General features: G+C 66.9%; 11 protein-coding genes, 3 rRNA genes and 1 pseudogene. 11 read left to right on the top strand and 4 right to left on the bottom strand.

The features are described 5' to 3' along the window. The first annotated feature begins 15 nt into the window (after positions 1–15). The 3 genes from NRK68_RS08065 to NRK68_RS08055 all read left to right on the top strand — a co-directional run bounded on the left by NRK68_RS08065 (position 16) and on the right by NRK68_RS08055 (position 2377). Entirely contained in the window at positions 16–444 is a 429-nt protein-coding gene (locus NRK68_RS08065; protein ID WP_046775451.1) for an NfeD family protein, read from the top strand. Positions 445–528: 84 nt separating this feature from the next. Beyond that, positions 529–1515 carry an SPFH domain-containing protein gene (locus NRK68_RS08060; RefSeq protein WP_183069636.1) on the top strand — a complete coding sequence of 329 codons (987 nt, stop codon included), beginning with the start codon at positions 529–531 and terminating at the stop codon, positions 1513–1515. A 91-nt stretch (positions 1516–1606) separates the two neighbouring features. After that, positions 1607–2377 (top strand): sulfite exporter TauE/SafE family protein, encoded by a 771-nt coding sequence (locus NRK68_RS08055; RefSeq protein WP_183069637.1) that lies wholly within the window; start codon positions 1607–1609, stop codon positions 2375–2377. A 50-nt stretch (positions 2378–2427) separates the two neighbouring features. On the opposite strand, the gene NRK68_RS08050 is transcribed toward NRK68_RS08055, so the two are convergent. The 3 genes from NRK68_RS08050 to NRK68_RS08040 form a co-directional block, all read right to left on the bottom strand. After that, positions 2428–2931 carry an HNH endonuclease gene (locus tag NRK68_RS08050; RefSeq protein WP_183069638.1) on the bottom strand — a complete coding sequence of 168 codons (504 nt, stop codon included), beginning with the start codon at positions 2929–2931 and terminating at the stop codon, positions 2428–2430. Between the two features lie 149 nt (positions 2932–3080). Next, the gene (locus tag NRK68_RS08045; protein ID WP_183069639.1) at positions 3081–3617 is read right to left on the bottom strand and encodes a YbhB/YbcL family Raf kinase inhibitor-like protein; all 537 of its coding nucleotides are present in this window, start codon (positions 3615–3617) and stop codon (positions 3081–3083) included. Between the two features lie 197 nt (positions 3618–3814). Then, entirely contained in the window at positions 3815–4597 is a 783-nt protein-coding gene (locus NRK68_RS08040; protein ID WP_183069640.1) for a sporulation protein, read from the bottom strand. 108 nt (positions 4598–4705) lie between these two features. Here NRK68_RS08040 and NRK68_RS08035 point away from each other — a divergent pair, with 108 nt between their 5' ends. The 6 genes and pseudogenes from NRK68_RS08035 (at position 4706) to NRK68_RS08010 (ending at position 13423) form a co-directional block, all read left to right on the top strand. Beyond that, entirely contained in the window at positions 4706–5347 is a 642-nt protein-coding gene (locus NRK68_RS08035; RefSeq protein WP_183069641.1) for a DNA-3-methyladenine glycosylase, read from the top strand. Positions 5348–5900: 553 nt separating this feature from the next. Continuing rightward, positions 5901–7424: ribosomal RNA gene (locus NRK68_RS08030) — 16S ribosomal RNA — on the top strand. 285 nt (positions 7425–7709) lie between these two features. Then, positions 7710–10829, top strand: a 23S ribosomal RNA gene (locus NRK68_RS08025). A gap of 77 nt (positions 10830–10906) precedes the next feature. Continuing rightward, a 5S ribosomal RNA gene (rrf, locus tag NRK68_RS08020) occupies positions 10907–11023 on the top strand. Together the 16S, 23S and 5S rRNA genes form the textbook arrangement of a ribosomal RNA operon. A 330-nt stretch (positions 11024–11353) precedes the next feature. After that, positions 11354–12172: pseudogene (locus tag NRK68_RS37050) on the top strand (hypothetical protein); the annotation flags it as partial. Positions 12173–12574: 402 nt separating this feature from the next. Continuing rightward, entirely contained in the window at positions 12575–13423 is an 849-nt protein-coding gene (locus NRK68_RS08010; protein ID WP_373024416.1) for a tetratricopeptide repeat protein, read from the top strand. Between the two features lie 77 nt (positions 13424–13500). On the opposite strand, the gene NRK68_RS08005 is transcribed toward NRK68_RS08010, so the two are convergent. Beyond that, on the bottom strand, positions 13501–14772 hold the full coding sequence (locus tag NRK68_RS08005; protein ID WP_183069308.1) for a DUF1015 family protein: 1272 nt from the start codon (positions 14770–14772) through the stop codon (positions 13501–13503). Between the two features lie 87 nt (positions 14773–14859). Here NRK68_RS08005 and NRK68_RS08000 point away from each other — a divergent pair, with 87 nt between their 5' ends. Further along, complete coding sequence (locus NRK68_RS08000) at positions 14860–15945, top strand: HAD-IIA family hydrolase (protein ID WP_257855451.1); 1086 nt, start codon at positions 14860–14862, stop codon at positions 15943–15945. Between the two features lie 46 nt (positions 15946–15991). Continuing rightward, positions 15992–17050 (top strand): FecCD family ABC transporter permease, encoded by a 1059-nt coding sequence (locus tag NRK68_RS07995; protein ID WP_183069310.1) that lies wholly within the window; start codon positions 15992–15994, stop codon positions 17048–17050. The last annotated feature ends 1 nt before the right edge of the window (position 17051 follow it).

Below are 17051 nucleotides of genomic sequence, written 5' to 3'. Positions count from 1 at the left end.
ACCTACCATGACCACGTGGACATCGACGCGTGGGTGTGGTGGCTCATCGGCGCGGTCGGACTGGGCATCCCCCTGGTCCTGACCGCCATGCCGGAGTTCGGCATGTTCGCCGTCGGGGCGGTGGCGGCGGCCGTCACGGCGGCTCTCGGCGGGGGAGTGGTGGCCCAAGTCCTGGTGTTCGTGGTCGTGTCGGTCGCGCTCATCGCCGTCGTCCGGCCCATCGCCAACCGGCACCGCGACCAGCGGCCCCAACACCGCAGCGGAATCGACGCGTTGCGGGGCAGAACCGCAGTCGTCCTCGAACGCGTCGACGGCAGCGGCGGCCGCATCAAGCTCGCCGGCGAGGTCTGGTCCGCCCGCACCCTCGACTCGGACACCAGCTTCGAGCCCGGCCAGTCCGTCGACGTGGTGGAGATCGACGGGGCGACCGCCGTCGTGATGTGAGAAGCAGCCTGCTCGCGGCCCACAGGTCTGCGAGACTCCGATCAACGGGGCAGCACAGACAGCCGGAAGGGCACGGGGAACCGCATGCAACCGATCATCATCGTCCTGATCATTCTGGTGGTTCTGGTCTTCATCGCACTGGTCAAGACGATCCAGGTGATCCCGCAGGCCAGCGCCGCCATCGTCGAGCGGTTCGGCCGCTACACCCGCACCCTCAACGCGGGCCTCAACATCGTCGTCCCGTTCATCGACTCCATCCGCAACCGGATCGACCTGCGCGAACAGGTCGTCCCCTTCCCGCCGCAGCCCGTCATCACCCAGGACAACCTGGTCGTCAACATCGACACCGTCATCTACTACCAGGTGACCGACGCCCGGGCCGCGACGTACGAAGTGGCCAGCTACATCCAGGCCATCGAGCAGCTCACCGTCACCACGCTCCGCAACATCATCGGCGGCATGGACCTGGAGCGCACCCTCACCTCCCGCGAGGAGATCAACGCCGCCCTGCGCGGGGTCCTCGACGAGGCCACCGGCAAGTGGGGCATCCGCGTCAACCGCGTCGAGCTCAAGGCCATCGAGCCGCCCACCTCCATCCAGGACTCGATGGAGAAGCAGATGCGCGCCGACCGCGACAAGCGCGCCGCGATCCTCCAGGCCGAGGGTGTCCGGCAGTCCGAGATCCTGCGCGCCGAGGGTGAGAAGCAGTCCTCCATCCTGCGCGCCGAGGGTGAGGCCAAGGCCGCCGCACTCAAGGCCGAGGGCGAAGCGCAGGCCATCCGTACGGTGTTCGAGTCCATCCACGCGGGCGACGCCGACCAGAAGCTCCTCGCCTACCAGTACCTGCAGATGCTTCCGAAGATCGCCGAGGGCGACGCCAACAAGCTCTGGATCGTGCCCAGCGAGATCGGCGACGCGCTCAAGGGCCTCTCCGGAGCCATGGGCAACTTCGGGCCCCTCGGCGGAGGTTCGGGCTTCAACCCGCAGGGCTCCGGCAAGGACGGCGGCGGCATCCCGGCCGCACGCGACAAGGACTCCGCGGAACGTCGCGAGCAGCCCCCCATCGACTGAGCCCGCACGCCCCCTGATGCATGATCAGTGAGGCCCCTCGACCTTCATGGCGGGGAGGCGACTCACTCATGCAAAGGGGATGGCACAGTCCATGTCCATCTGGGAAGCACTCGCGGTCCTCGCCGCCGGCATCGGCGCGGGCACGATCAACACCATCGTCGGGTCCGGCACCCTCATCACCTTCCCGGTGCTGCTGGCCACCGGCCTGCCACCGGTCACCGCCAACGTGTCCAACACCCTGGGCCTGGTGCCCGGTTCGATCAGCGGGGCCATCGGCTACCGCAAGGAGCTCCAGGGGCAGCGCGCCCGCATCCTGCGCCTCGGCTCGGTCTCGGCCGTCGGAGGGCTCACGGGCGCGGCTCTGCTCCTCGCCCTGCCGTCGGAGTCCTTCGACACCATCGTGCCGATCCTGATCGGACTCGCACTCGTCCTCGTCGTCCTGCAGCCCCGGCTCGCCGCCGCCCTGCGACGGCGCCAGGAAGCCGCCGGCGGCGACACCGGCCACCCCGACGGCGGCCCGGCCCTGCTCGGCGGCATGCTGCTCTCCAGCGCCTACGGCGGCTACTTCGGCGCGGCCCAGGGCGTGCTCTACCTCGGGCTGATGGGCCTGCTGCTCCACGACGACCTGCAACGGATCAACGCCGTCAAGAACGTCATCGCCGCCCTGGTGAACGGCATCGCGGCCGTCTTCTTCCTGTTCGTCGCCGAGTTCGACTGGACGGCCGTGCTCCTCATCGCCGTCGGCTCGACGATCGGCGGGCAGATCGGCGCCAAGGTCGGCCGCCGTCTCCCGCCGACCGTCCTGCGCGGCGTCATCGTGACGGTCGGGGTCCTCGCAATCGTCCAACTGCTGGTCCGCTGAGCGACGTAGGAGCACTACGCCGCTCAGCGGAGACGGTCCAGGCGGACGGTCTAGGCGGAACGCTCCAGCCACTCCGGGAGCGCCTCCTGCCCGGCCACCCCCAGCGCGAGCAGCATGGCATCCGCCGGAGACGGCACGAAGGGCTTCCGGAGGAGCGGCATCCCCGCCTCCTCCGGAGTCCGGGCCGCTTTGCGGTGGTTGTCCTCGGCGCAGGACGCCACCGTGTTCAGCCAGGTGTCCCCACCGCCCTGGGCCCTCGGCAGCACGTGGTCCACCGTCGTCGCGCGCTTGCCGCAGTAGGCGCACCGGTGCTGGTCCCGGACCAGGACCCCCCTCCGCGACCAGGGAGCATGTCTTCGGAAGGGCACCCTGACGTACCTGCAGAGCCTGATCACACGGGGCATCGGAAGATCCATGGTGGCTGCGCGGACACGGAGATCGGGGTGCGACCGTTCGACGACGGCCTTGTCCTGGAGCACCAGAACCACAGCCCGGTTCAACGTCACCGTCGACAGCGGCTCGAAGCTCGCATTCAGCACCAGCGTGTCCCGCATCTCGCCCACCTCCCGTGTGCAGGCCCGCGACCACCATGGCGGCAGGGCCCGCAACCACTCTGGCCGCGCGCGCCACGCGGGACAACGCAATAAAAATGCCCGGTCCCGGCCTTCTTTAGACCAGGACCGGGCGAACGCCGGGCGAACGATCAGCGCGCGGCGGGCGCCTCGTACTCGGCGACGAGCTGCGCACGCCCCAGGGCGTGGAACCGCAGATGGAAACCGACGACCGCCGGCGAGGAGTCCTCGTCCGGGCCGAGCTGCTCGCGGTCCACCGCGTACACGGTGAAGACGTAGCGGTGCCGCTCCCCGCGCGGCGGGGCCGCACCGCCGAAGTCCCGCGTCCCGTAGTCGTTCCGCGCGTGCACGGCACCTTCCGGCAGGCCCGGGAAGTCCCCGGTGCCCGCACCGGCCGGCAGCTCCGTCACCGAGACGGGCAGGTCGAAGAGGACCCAGTGCCAGAACCCACTGCCCGTCGGCGCGTCCGGGTCGAAGCAGGTCACGGCGAAGCTCTTCGTCCCCTCGGGGAAGCCCTCCCAGCGCAGGTGCGGCGAGACGTTCTTCCCCGTGAGGACCTGGGCGGCGTGCAGGTCGGCTCCGTGGGAGACGTCCTCACTCGTCACGGTGAACTCGTGCACCTCGGGATGGAAATCATGGGGGAGCGGCGCCCTGTCACGTTCGGACACGTCAAGACCTCCTGGTCGGAATGGCGAACCCTGCAAGGACGGAGCCTAAAGCTCCGGCGCATGAGCGCATCGCACGGCGACACCGCCCCTGCCCGCCCCCGGACCCGGATGCGGTCCCCCACCCGCAGACGCGGACGGGCCCCGGACACCACTGGCGTCCGGGGCCCGTACCCGCCGTCCGGATCAGAAGCAGCGCGTCAGAACCAGTTGCGCTGCGAGCCCACCGAGGCGATCCACTGGTTCAGGTACGCCGCCCAGTCCGTGCCCTGGTACGACTGCAGACCCACCTGGAAGCAGCGGTAGGTGTCACTGCCCTCGCTGAACAGACCCGGCTTCTTGTCCATCTCCAGGACGACGTCCATCTCCCGGCCGTCCGAGACGAAGGTCAGCTCGACCTGGTTCAGCCCCCGGTACTGCGACGGCGGCAGGAACTCGATCTCCTGGTAGAAGGGCAGCGTCTGCCGCGTCCCGCGGATGTGCCCCCGCTCCATGTCCGCGCTGCGGAAGGTGAAGCCCAGCTGCCGGAAGGCGTCCAGGATCGCCTGCTGCGCCGGCACCGGGTGCACGTTGATCGGGTCGAGGTCGCCGGCGTCGACCGCACGGGCGATCTCCAGCTCGGTGCTGACCCCGATGTTCATGCCGTGCAGGTGCTGACCCGCGAAGTGCGTGATCGGCGTCTCCCAGGGGATCTCCATCGCGAACGGCACCACGTGCAGCGCACCGGCCTGCACCTTGAAGGCCCCGCCGAGGCGCTGCTTGGTGAAGACGACGTCCTGCTTGTATTCCTGGTCCCCGCCCTCGACCTCGACCCGCGCCTGCAGCCCGACGGACAGCCCCTCGATCTGCTGCTCCACGGATCCGCCCTGGATCCGGACCTCGCCCTGGACGATCCCGCCCGGAACGACGTTCGGCTCGGTGATGATCGTGTCCACCGAAGCACCACCGGCACCCAGGCTCGCGAACAGCTTCTTGAAGCCCATGCTCAAACTCCCCTTGAACGATCTGGCGACTACGCCGCGACTACCCCTTACCAACGCGGAACATTAGGCCCCGGTTGCAGGTGGGCGCGGTCCACTACGCTCGACCGGATGAGCGCGCGTCCTGACCGTACGCCCCTGTCCCGGTCCTTCTTCGACCGCCCGGTCCTCACCGTGGCCCCGGACCTCCTCGGCCGCACCCTCGTCCGGCGTACCGAGGAGGGCCCCCTGGAACTGCGCATCACGGAGGTGGAGGCGTACGAGGGGGAGTCCGATCCGGGCTCGCACGCCTACCGCGGGCGCACGGCACGGAACGCATCGATGTTCGGCCCGCCCGGACACGCGTACGTCTACTTCATCTACGGCATGTGGTTCAGCTTGAACCTGGTGTGCGGCCCGGCAGGCCACGCGAGCGGGGTCCTGGTGCGCGCGGGCGAGATCACGGTCGGCGCCGACCTGGCCGCCAAACGTCGGGTTTCAGCCAGAAACCCACGGGAACTCGCCAAGGGGCCGGCTCGCCTCGCCACGGCTCTGGACGTGGACCGTTCGCTGGACGGGACCGACCTCTGCGGAGGCCCCGATTCCCCCCTGTCCCTCCTCGCGGGCACTCCCACCTCGTCCGATCTGGTGAGCAGCGGGCCGCGCACGGGAGTCGGCGGAGCCGGCGCGGACCACCCGTACCGCTTCTGGATCACTCACGACCCGACGGTGAGCCCGTACCGGGCCCACGCGCCCCGCCGCCGCTCAACTTGACTCCCCCATGCCGGACGCCTAACGTAGTTCGAGCCGCTTTTACGGGCACTGCCATCGGCAGACCCCGGGAGCGGCCAACCCACTACCTACGACCTACCCTTGGCGGGGCTCTATTCGGCGTGCCCGAATTCCCGGCCGGCGGCTCGATTATGAGTCGCAAGGGAAAAGCGCTAACGTAGTGAACGCCGAAAGGCAAAGACCCCCAACGGTCACCGAATTCAAATCCGAAACCGGAAACGGCGCGGAAATGATCTGGTAGAGTTGGAAACGCAAGACAGCAGAACGAAAGCCCGGAGGAAAGCCCCAGCCGATGTTGCTGAGGGTGAGTACGAAGGAAGCGTCCGTTCCTTGAGAACTCAACAGCGTGCCAAAAATCAACGCCAGAAGTTGATACCCCGTCCACTCCGGTGGATGAGGTTCCTTTGAAAAAGACCTGTCGGGCCTTCGGGCACTGGCAGGCGACAAACACAGCGAGGACGTTGTGGCGCGTCGGTCATATTCCGACATGATGCGCCCGCTCTTTCGTGCGTGTGCACCCGATCACGGGTAAACATTCATGGAGAGTTTGATCCTGGCTCAGGACGAACGCTGGCGGCGTGCTTAACACATGCAAGTCGAACGATGAAGCCCTTCGGGGTGGATTAGTGGCGAACGGGTGAGTAACACGTGGGCAATCTGCCCTTCACTCTGGGACAAGCCCTGGAAACGGGGTCTAATACCGGATACGACTGCGGAAGGCATCTTCTGCGGTGGAAAGCTCCGGCGGTGAAGGATGAGCCCGCGGCCTATCAGCTTGTTGGTGGGGTAATGGCCTACCAAGGCGACGACGGGTAGCCGGCCTGAGAGGGCGACCGGCCACACTGGGACTGAGACACGGCCCAGACTCCTACGGGAGGCAGCAGTGGGGAATATTGCACAATGGGCGAAAGCCTGATGCAGCGACGCCGCGTGAGGGATGACGGCCTTCGGGTTGTAAACCTCTTTCAGCAGGGAAGAAGCGAAAGTGACGGTACCTGCAGAAGAAGCGCCGGCTAACTACGTGCCAGCAGCCGCGGTAATACGTAGGGCGCAAGCGTTGTCCGGAATTATTGGGCGTAAAGAGCTCGTAGGCGGCTTGTCACGTCGGATGTGAAAGCCCGAGGCTTAACCTCGGGTCTGCATTCGATACGGGCTAGCTAGAGTGTGGTAGGGGAGATCGGAATTCCTGGTGTAGCGGTGAAATGCGCAGATATCAGGAGGAACACCGGTGGCGAAGGCGGATCTCTGGGCCATTACTGACGCTGAGGAGCGAAAGCGTGGGGAGCGAACAGGATTAGATACCCTGGTAGTCCACGCCGTAAACGTTGGGAACTAGGTGTTGGCGACATTCCACGTCGTCGGTGCCGCAGCTAACGCATTAAGTTCCCCGCCTGGGGAGTACGGCCGCAAGGCTAAAACTCAAAGGAATTGACGGGGGCCCGCACAAGCGGCGGAGCATGTGGCTTAATTCGACGCAACGCGAAGAACCTTACCAAGGCTTGACATATACCGGAAAGCATTAGAGATAGTGCCCCCCTTGTGGTCGGTATACAGGTGGTGCATGGCTGTCGTCAGCTCGTGTCGTGAGATGTTGGGTTAAGTCCCGCAACGAGCGCAACCCTTGTCCTGTGTTGCCAGCATGCCCTTCGGGGTGATGGGGACTCACAGGAGACCGCCGGGGTCAACTCGGAGGAAGGTGGGGACGACGTCAAGTCATCATGCCCCTTATGTCTTGGGCTGCACACGTGCTACAATGGCCGGTACAATGAGCTGCGATACCGTGAGGTGGAGCGAATCTCAAAAAGCCGGTCTCAGTTCGGATTGGGGTCTGCAACTCGACCCCATGAAGTCGGAGTCGCTAGTAATCGCAGATCAGCATTGCTGCGGTGAATACGTTCCCGGGCCTTGTACACACCGCCCGTCACGTCACGAAAGTCGGTAACACCCGAAGCCGGTGGCCCAACCCTTGTGGAGGGAGCTGTCGAAGGTGGGACTGGCGATTGGGACGAAGTCGTAACAAGGTAGCCGTACCGGAAGGTGCGGCTGGATCACCTCCTTTCTAAGGAGCACAGTACCGATTGCAGACAAACGTTCTGCACGGTCAGCTCATGGGTGGAACGTTGATTAGTTGGCACGGTTTCTGACACTTCCTGTAAGTACTGCTTCGGCGTGGAACACAGCGAAAGTCGACGGGATCGTGCTTGGCACGTTGTTGGGTCCTGAAGGTACGGCCGTTGGTCATGTCTTCAGTGCCGGCCCCAGTGAACTTGCCAGCTTGTCTGTGATCAGGGTGATGGGTGGCTGGTCGTTGTTTGAGAACTACACAGTGGACGCGAGCATCTGTGGCCAAGTTTTTAAGGGCGCACGGTGGATGCCTTGGCACCAGGAACCGATGAAGGACGTGAGAGGCCGCGATAGGCCCCGGGGAGCTGCCAACTGAGCTTTGATCCGGGGGTGTCCGAATGGGGAAACCCGGCAGTCGTCATGGGCTGTCACCCGCTGCTGAACACATAGGCAGTGTGGAGGGAACGAGGGGAAGTGAAACATCTCAGTACCCTCAGGAAGAGAAAACAACCGTGATTCCGGGAGTAGTGGCGAGCGAAACCGGATGAGGCCAAACCGTATGCGTGTGATACCCGGCAGGGGTTGCGCATGCGGGGTTGTGGGAGTGAGCTTTCACGGTCTGCCGGCTGTGAGGCGAGTCAGAAACCGTATGGATAGGCGAAGGACATGCGAAAGGTCCGGCGTAGAGGGTAAGACCCCCGTAGCTGAAATCTGTACGGCTTGCTTGCTCATTTCCCAAGTAGCACGGGGCCCGAGAAATCCCGTGTGAATCTGGCGGGACCACCCGCTAAGCCTAAATATTCCCTGGTGACCGATAGCGGATAGTACCGTGAGGGAATGGTGAAAAGTACCGCGGGAGCGGAGTGAAATAGTACCTGAAACCGTGTGCCTACAAGCCGTGGGAGCGTCGGATGCAGCTTGCTGCATCTCGTGACTGCGTGCCTTTTGAAGAATGAGCCTGCGAGTTAGCGGTGTGTAGCGAGGTTAACCCGTGTGGGGAAGCCGTAGCGAAAGCGAGTCCGAACAGGGCGATTGAGTTGCACGCTCTAGACCCGAAGCGGAGTGATCTAGCCATGGGCAGGTTGAAGCGGAGGTAAGACTTCGTGGAGGACCGAACCCACCAGGGTTGAAAACCTGGGGGATGACCTGTGGTTAGGGGTGAAAGGCCAATCAAACTCCGTGATAGCTGGTTCTCCCCGAAATGCATTTAGGTGCAGCGTCGTGTGTTTCTTGCCGGAGGTAGAGCACTGGATAGGCGATGGGCCCTACCGGGTTACTGACCTTAGCCAAACTCCGAATGCCGGTAAGTGAGAGCACGGCAGTGAGACTGTGGGGGATAAGCTCCATGGTCGAGAGGGAAACAGCCCAGAGCATCGACTAAGGCCCCTAAGCGTACGCTAAGTGGGAAAGGATGTGGAGTCGCAGAGACAACCAGGAGGTTGGCTTAGAAGCAGCCACCCTTGAAAGAGTGCGTAATAGCTCACTGGTCAAGTGATTCCGCGCCGACAATGTAGCGGGGCTCAAGCGTACCGCCGAAGTCGTGTCATTGCAGCTATAGGGCCAACGCCCGCTGTGATGGGTAGGGGAGCGTCGTGTGCCGGGTGAAGCAGCAGCGGAAGCTAGTTGTGGACGGTTCACGAGTGAGAATGCAGGCATGAGTAGCGATACACACGTGAGAAACGTGTGCGCCGATTGACTAAGGGTTCCTGGGTCAAGCTGATCTGCCCAGGGTAAGTCGGGACCTAAGGCGAGGCCGACAGGCGTAGTCGATGGACAACCGGTTGATATTCCGGTACCCGCTTTGAAACGCCCAATATCGAATCAGGCGATGCTAAGTCCGTGAAGCCGTTCCGGACCCTTCGGGGAAAGGAAAGTGGTGGAGCCGACGAACCAGACTTGTAGTAGGTAAGCGATGGGGTGACGCAGGAAGGTAGTCCAGCCCGGGCGGTGGTTGTCCCGGGGTAAGGGTGTAGGCCGAGGGGTAGGCAAATCCGTCCCTCATACAAGGCTGAGACCTGATGCCGAGCCGATTGTGGTGAAGTGGATGATCCTATGCTGTCGAGAAAAGCCTCTAGCGAGTTTCATGGCGGCCCGTACCCTAAACCGACTCAGGTGGTCAGGTAGAGAATACCGAGGCGTTCGGGTGAACTATGGTTAAGGAACTCGGCAAAATGCCCCCGTAACTTCGGGAGAAGGGGGGCCATCACTGGTGATCCAACTTGCTTGGTGAGCTGGGGGTGGCCGCAGAGACCAGCGAGAAGCGACTGTTTACTAAAAACACAGGTCCGTGCGAAGCCGTAAGGCGATGTATACGGACTGACGCCTGCCCGGTGCTGGAACGTTAAGGGGACCGGTTAGTGACCTTTCGGGGTTGCGAAGCTGAGAACTTAAGCGCCAGTAAACGGCGGTGGTAACTATAACCATCCTAAGGTAGCGAAATTCCTTGTCGGGTAAGTTCCGACCTGCACGAATGGCGTAACGACTTCTCGACTGTCTCAACCATAGGCCCGGTGAAATTGCACTACGAGTAAAGATGCTCGTTTCGCGCAGCAGGACGGAAAGACCCCGGGACCTTTACTACAGTTTGATATTGGTGTTCGGTTCGGCTTGTGTAGGATAGGTGGGAGACTTTGAAGCATCAACGCCAGTTGGTGTGGAGTCGCCGTTGAAATACCACTCTGGTCGTGCTGGATGTCTAACCTCGGTCCGTGATCCGGATCAGGGACAGTGTCTGATGGGTAGTTTAACTGGGGCGGTTGCCTCCCAAAGGGTAACGGAGGCGCCCAAAGGTTCCCTCAGCCTGGTTGGCAATCAGGTGTTGAGTGTAAGTGCACAAGGGAGCTTGACTGTGAGACCGACGGGTCGAGCAGGGACGAAAGTCGGGACTAGTGATCCGGCGGTGGCTTGTGGAAGCGCCGTCGCTCAACGGATAAAAGGTACCCCGGGGATAACAGGCTGATCTTCCCCAAGAGTCCATATCGACGGGATGGTTTGGCACCTCGATGTCGGCTCGTCGCATCCTGGGGCTGGAGTCGGTCCCAAGGGTTGGGCTGTTCGCCCATTAAAGCGGTACGCGAGCTGGGTTTAGAACGTCGTGAGACAGTTCGGTCCCTATCCGCTGTGCGCGTAGGAATATTGAGAAGGGCTGTCCCTAGTACGAGAGGACCGGGACGGACGAACCTCTGGTGTGCCAGTTGTCCTGCCAAGGGCATGGCTGGTTGGCTACGTTCGGGAGGGATAACCGCTGAAAGCATCTAAGCGGGAAGCCTGCTTCAAGATGAGTATTCCCACCTCCTTGAGAGGGTAAGGCTCCCAGTAGACGACTGGGTTGATAGGCCAGATGTGGAAGCCCGGTAACGGGTGAAGCTGACTGGTACTAATAGGCCGAGGGCTTGTCCTCAGTTGCTCGCGTCCACTGTGTTAGTTCTGAAATAACGAACAGCTGTGATGTCAGCCAGCGTTCGAATTTCATAGTGTTTCGGTGGTCATAGCGTTAGGGAAACGCCCGGTTACATTCCGAACCCGGAAGCTAAGCCTTTCAGCGCCGATGGTACTGCAGGGGGGACCCTGTGGGAGAGTAGGACGCCGCCGAACAATCTTTCAAAGGACCCTTGGTCCAGCGTTCAACGCTGGACCAAGGGTCCTTTTTGTTTTTCACTTCTTTACGCCGAAGCGCGGCCATGGGTTGGTTGCGCGAGAATGACTAGCGGTACCCCGAAGACAGGAGTCACACCCATGTCCAACTCTCCCGACGATCGTCCGGAGCGCGAGCCTCGGCGCAACGACGGCGGTGACAGGGGCGGCTACCGCGGGGGCCGTGACGACCGTGGGGGCGACCGTCCCCCGTTCCGTCGCGACGACCGCGGCGGCAGGCCGGCCAGTGGCGGTGGCGGTGGCTACCGTCGCGACGACCGTGGCGGGCGTCCCACCGGCGGCGGTGGCGGCGGCTTCCGCCGTGACGACCGCGGTGGCGACCGTCCGTCCTACCCGCGTCGCGACGACCGGGGCGACCGGGGCGGGGACCGTCCCTCCTTCCGCCGTGACGACCGTGGCGAGCGTCCCTCGTACCCCCGCCGTGACGACCGGGGCGGCGACCGCCCCAGCTTCCCGCGTCGTGACGACCGCGGTGACCGTCCGTCGTACCCGCGGCGCGACGACGACCGTGGTGGATACCGTGGCGGCCGTGACGACCGCGGTGGCGACCGCCCGTCCTACCCGCGCCGTGACGACCGGGGCGACCGGGGCGGGGACCGTCCCTCCTTCCGCCGTGACGACCGCGGCGAGCGTCCCTCGTACCCGCGTCGTGACGACCGGGGCGACCGGGGTGACCGTCCGTCGTACCCGCGTCGCGACGACGACCGTGGCGGGTACCGCGGTGGCGACCGTCCGTCCTACCCGCGTCGCGACGACCGTGGCGGGGACCGTCCCCCCTTCCGCCGTGACGACCGTGGCGAGCGTCCCTCGTACCCCCGCCGTGACGACCGCGGTGACCGTCCGTCCTACCCGCGCCGTGACGACGACCGTGGTGGATACCGCGGTGGGCGTGACGACCGCGGTGGCGACCGCCCGTCCTACCCCCGTCGTGACGACCGGGGCGACCGTCCGTCGTACCCGCGCCGTGACGACGACCGTGGTGGATACCGTGGCGGCCGTGACGACCGCGGTGGCGACCGCCCGTCCTACCCGCGCCGTGACGACCGGGGCGACCGGGGCGACCGTCCGTCGTACCCGCGGCGCGACGACGACCGTGGCGGGTACCGCGGTGGCGACCGTCCGTCCTACCCCCGTCGTGACGACCGGGGCGACCGGGGCGACCGTCCGTCGTACCCGCGGCGCGACGACGACCGTGGTGGATACCGTGGCGGCCGTGACGACCGCGGTGGCGACCGCCCGTCCTACCCGCGCCGTGACGACCGGGGCGACCGGGGCGGGGACCGTCCGTCCTACCCGCGTCGTGACGACCGGGGCGGCGACCGTGGTGGGTACCGTGGCAGCCGGGACGACCGCGGCGGCTACCGGGGTCGCGATGACCGCGGCGGCGACCGTGGCTACCGCTCGGACCGCGACCGCGACCCGGTCAAGCGGCTTCCGATCGACGAGGACGTCACCGGCCTCGAGATCGACGCCGATGTGCGTCAGGAGCTGCTGAGCCTGCCCAAGGGGCTGGCCGAAGAGGTCTCCAAGAACCTGGTCATGGTCGCCCGGCTGATCGACGAGGACCCCGAGCAGGCGTACGCGTACTCGCGCATCGCCCTGCGCCTGGCCTCCCGCGTCGCCGCCGTCCGCGAGGCCGCCGGCTTCGCCGCGTACGCCACGCAGAAGTACAGCGAGGCCCTCGCCGAGTTCCGCGCCGCCAAGCGCATGACCGGCTCCGTCGAGCTGTGGCCCGTCATGGCCGACTGCGAGCGCGGCCTCGGCCGTCCCGAGCGGGCGCTGGCCATGGCCGGTGAGCCCGAGGTCCAGAAGCTCGACAAGGCCGGCCAGGTCGAGATGCGTCTGGTCGCGGCCGGTGCCCGGCGGGACCAGGGGCAGCTCGAAGCGGCCATCGTGACCCTGCAGAGCCCCGAGCTGGCGTCCAATGCCGTCCAGCCGTGGACCGCGCGCCTGCGGTACGCCTACGCCGACGCCCTGCTGGCGGCCGGTCGTGAGGACGAGGCCCGCGAGTGGTTCGGCAAGGCCCTCGAAGCGGACAAGGACGGGGCCACCGACGCCTCCGACCGTCTCGCCGAGCTCGACGGCGTCGAGTTCGTCGACGCCGCGGACCTGTCCGACGACGAGGACCGGGACGGGACCGAGAACCTGGTCGACGACGAGGACGGCGAGGACGGCGAGGACGAGTACGACGAGCACGAGGACGACGACCAGGACCCGGCGGAGGTCGCCGCGGCCGAGCGCGCCACCGACGTGACCGAGTACTACGACGAGGACGACGAGGAGTACGAGCCGCTGGAGCAGTCCGCGTCCGACACCGACGTCCGCGGCGACAAGGCCTGAGCCACGTCGACGTGACAACGAGAAGGGCGGTACCCCGACCGGGGTACCGCCCTTCTTCGTGTCCGGTCCGGGAGACCTCAGCCCAGTCCGCGCAGGACCAGGCCGGTCGCCGGCTTGGGCCCGAAGGACGTGGACTTCCGGGGCATCGTGACCCCCTGGCGGGCGAGGTCGCGCACGACCTCCTCCCGTACGGGGTGCATCAGGACGGCCGTGCCGCCGTGGCGTTCGGCCATGGCCACCGTGGACGCGGCGTCGTGGATGTAGGTGATCTGGTCGGGGGTGTCCGGCACGTGCCAGAGGGCGTCGAGCAGCGTCGCGTGCAGCACGGTGGCGTCCAGCCGGCGCCAGGCCTCGGGGCGGTCGTGGCGGACCGTGCGGTCGAGGAGGGCCGGATCGGGATCGGTGACCAGGTGGAAGGTGCCGGCGCCGGCGAGGAGGAAGGCGTTGCCGCGTTCCGCCGCGTCCGCGAGGGACTCCAGGGCCAGCGGGAGCGGCCCGTCGACCGTACGGACCCGGAAGTGACCGGCGACGGCGGCCAGCGCGTCGGCGACCGGCAGCCGGCGCAGCATGCGGTGGATGGCGCGGACCTGGAGCGGATAGCGCGCGGTGTCGACGAGCAGGACCAGGCCGAAGTCCCACGCGGTGGGGGAGCCGTGCTCCTCCTGGAGGCGCAGGTACGTCGCCCAGCGGTGGTGGCCGTCGGCGATGAGGGCCTGGCGGTGGCTGAGATCGGCTGTGACGGCGGCCAGTTCGGCCGGGTCCGTGATCGCCCAGAGGCGGTGCTGGACGCCGTCCTCGGTGGTGGTCGACAGCAGGGGCGCGCGCTGGGCGGTCCGCTCGACGACCGCCGCCGCACCCGCGCCGGGGTCGTCTCCCCGGTAGGTGAGCAGCAGCGGCTCGAGGTTGGCGGAGGTGGCGCGCATCAGGCCGGCCCGGTCGGTCACCACGTCCGGCATGACGTCCTCGTGCGGGAGGACGATGCCGGCGTCGGCGGTGGACAGGGCGAGGGCGCCGATGACGCCGCGCTGCAGCAGCCCGGTCCGGCGCTGTTCGTACACGTAGAGCGCGGGCTCGGGGTCGGCGGAGAGGATGCCCTCGGCGAGCCAGTGCCGCAGCGTGCGCGCGGCCTGTTCGTTGCGCGCGGCCGGGGTGCCGGCCTGCGGGAGGATCAGACGGACGATGTTGTGCGGGTCGGCGGATTCGAGGTGGTCGACTCCGTCGGGGCGCACGACCACGTCGTACGGCGGCGAGGTGACGGCGGCGAGGCTGCCGACACGCTCGGGGACGTAGCGCAGGCCATGGAACGGGATGAGGCGCAGCCCGTGGTCCGCGGTGCCAGGAGTGGTCATTAGTGCATGGTAAGTCGCGTCTCGCCATGCGGGATGATCGGGGCAGCAGGGAATCGGACAAGATCGATCACAGAGGGAGCGGCCAGGATGACCCGGCAGATCAGGACCAGTCCCGCGGCGTGTGACCAGAGTCTGCACCAGGCGTACGACACCGCTCTCCTGGACCTGGACGGTGTGGTGTACGCGGGCGGGCGGGCCATCGGCCACGCCGTGGAGTCGCTCGCGGCGGCCCGCGCCGACGGCATGCACCTCGCGTACGTCACGAACAACGCCCTGCGGACGCCGGAAGCCGTCGCGGAACACCTGGGCGAGCTGGGCATCCCGACGGAAGCGGCCGAGGTGATCACCTCGGCGCAGGCGGTGGCCCGGCTGATCGCGGAGCAGGTGGAGCCGGGGTCCAAGGTGCTGGTGATCGGCGGGGAGGGGCTGCGGGTCGCACTGCGCGAACGCGGGCTGGAGCCGGTGGACTCCGCCGACGAGGAGGGACTGGCGGCGGTCGTGCAGGGCTACGGGGGGCCGGACCTGGCGTGGGGCCGGTTCGCGGAGGCCTCGTACGCGATCAACCGGGGCGTGCCGTGGTACGCGTCGAACACCGACCTGACGATCCCGGGGGCGCGGGGCATCGCGCCGGGCAACGGGGCGGCCGTGGAGGTCGTACGGATCGCCACGGGCGCGGAGCCGCAGGTGGCGGGCAAGCCGCTGCCCCCGATGCACCGCGAGACGGTGCTGCGGACCGGGGCGAAGCGGCCGCTGGTCGTCGGGGACCGGCTGGACACCGACATCGAGGGCGCCTTCAACGGGGAGGTGGACTCGCTGCTGGTGCTGACCGGGGTGACCGACGCGGAGCAGCTGCTGCGGGCCGAGCCCCGGCACCGGCCGACCTACGTGGACCGGGACCTGCGCGGGCTGCTGGCCGGGCAGCCGGAGGTGGTGCCGGCCGCGGAGGGGTTCCGCTGCGGCGGCTGGACGGCGGTCGCGCTCAACAGCGGTGTGCTCGAACTGAGCGAGGCCGACGAGCAGGACGGGACGGGCGGGCAAGACCCCGCAGGACGGGCCGGCCTCGACCCGCTGGACGGGCTGCGGGCGTTGTGCGCGGCGGCCTGGACGGCCGGCGCGGAGGGCGTGTGCACGCTGGACGCGGCGAAGGCGCTGGCCAGGCTGGGTTTTCAGTGACCTCCGGGGGTCCGTTCGAGGCGGAGGGTAGGCTAACCTAACCTCCGTGTTGGTTGAGAGTCCTCCCGAATCCGGGCCGAGCGCGGCGCACCCGCCGGACGCCGTCGCCCGCCCACGTCATGCCGCACGCGCCGCGGGTCTGGCCGGCGCCCTCGTGGTGCTCGCCCTCATCGCGGTGGTGAGCATCTCCGTGGGCGCCAAGCAGATGCCCCTGGAAGAGGTCTGGCACGGCCTCTTCCACTACTCGGGAACCACCTCGGACGTGGTCGTGCGGGACCTCCGGGTCCCGCGCACCCTCCTCGGGCTGATGGTCGGTCTCGGGCTGGGCCTGTCCGGGGCGGTCATGCAGGCGCTGACCCGCAACCCGCTGGCCGAGCCCGGCATCCTCGGTGTCAACGCCGGCGCCGCGGCCGCCGTGGTGTCCGCGATCAGTTTCCTCGGCGCGAGCTCGCTGTCGGAGTTCGTGTGGTGGGCCTTCCTCGGCGCCGCCGTCGTCTCCGTCGTCGTGTACGTGCTCGGCGGCAGCCGCAGCGCCACACCGGTACGCCTCGCGCTCGCCGGTACGGCGGCCAGTGCGGCCCTCGTCGGCTACATCAACGCCGTGCAGCTGATGGACAGCAAGGCGCTGGACAAGCTGCGCTTCTGGACGGTGGGCTCGCTGGCCTCGGCCAACATGGACACCGTCCGGCAGGTCGCCCCGTTCCTGCTGGCCGGCGCGGTGATCGCGCTGGCGCTCGGCCGGCCGCTGAACGCGATGGCGATGGGCGACGACACGGCCAGGGCACTCGGCGCGAACCTGACACGGACCCGGGTCGGCGCGATGCTCGCCATCACCCTGCTCTGCGGTGCGGCGACCGCCGCCTGCGGGCCCATCGTCTTCATCGGCCTGATGATCCCGCACCTCGTGCGCGTGTTCACCGGACCGGACATGCGCTGGGTGCTCGCCTACTCGGCCGTCCTGTCGCCCGTCCTGCTGCTCGGCGCGGACGTCGTCGGCAGGGTCGTCACCCGGCCCGCCGAACTCCAGGTCGGCATCGTCACCGCGCTCATCGGCGGGCCCGTCTTCATCTACCTCGTCCGGCGCAAGAGAATGGCCCAGCTGTGAC

The sequence above is a fragment of the Streptomyces yangpuensis genome (assembly GCF_024666385.1).
In the GTDB taxonomy this organism is placed as follows: Bacteria; Actinomycetota; Actinomycetes; order Streptomycetales; family Streptomycetaceae; genus Streptomyces; species Streptomyces yangpuensis.
This window is presented reverse-complemented; position numbering and strand designations above follow the sequence as displayed.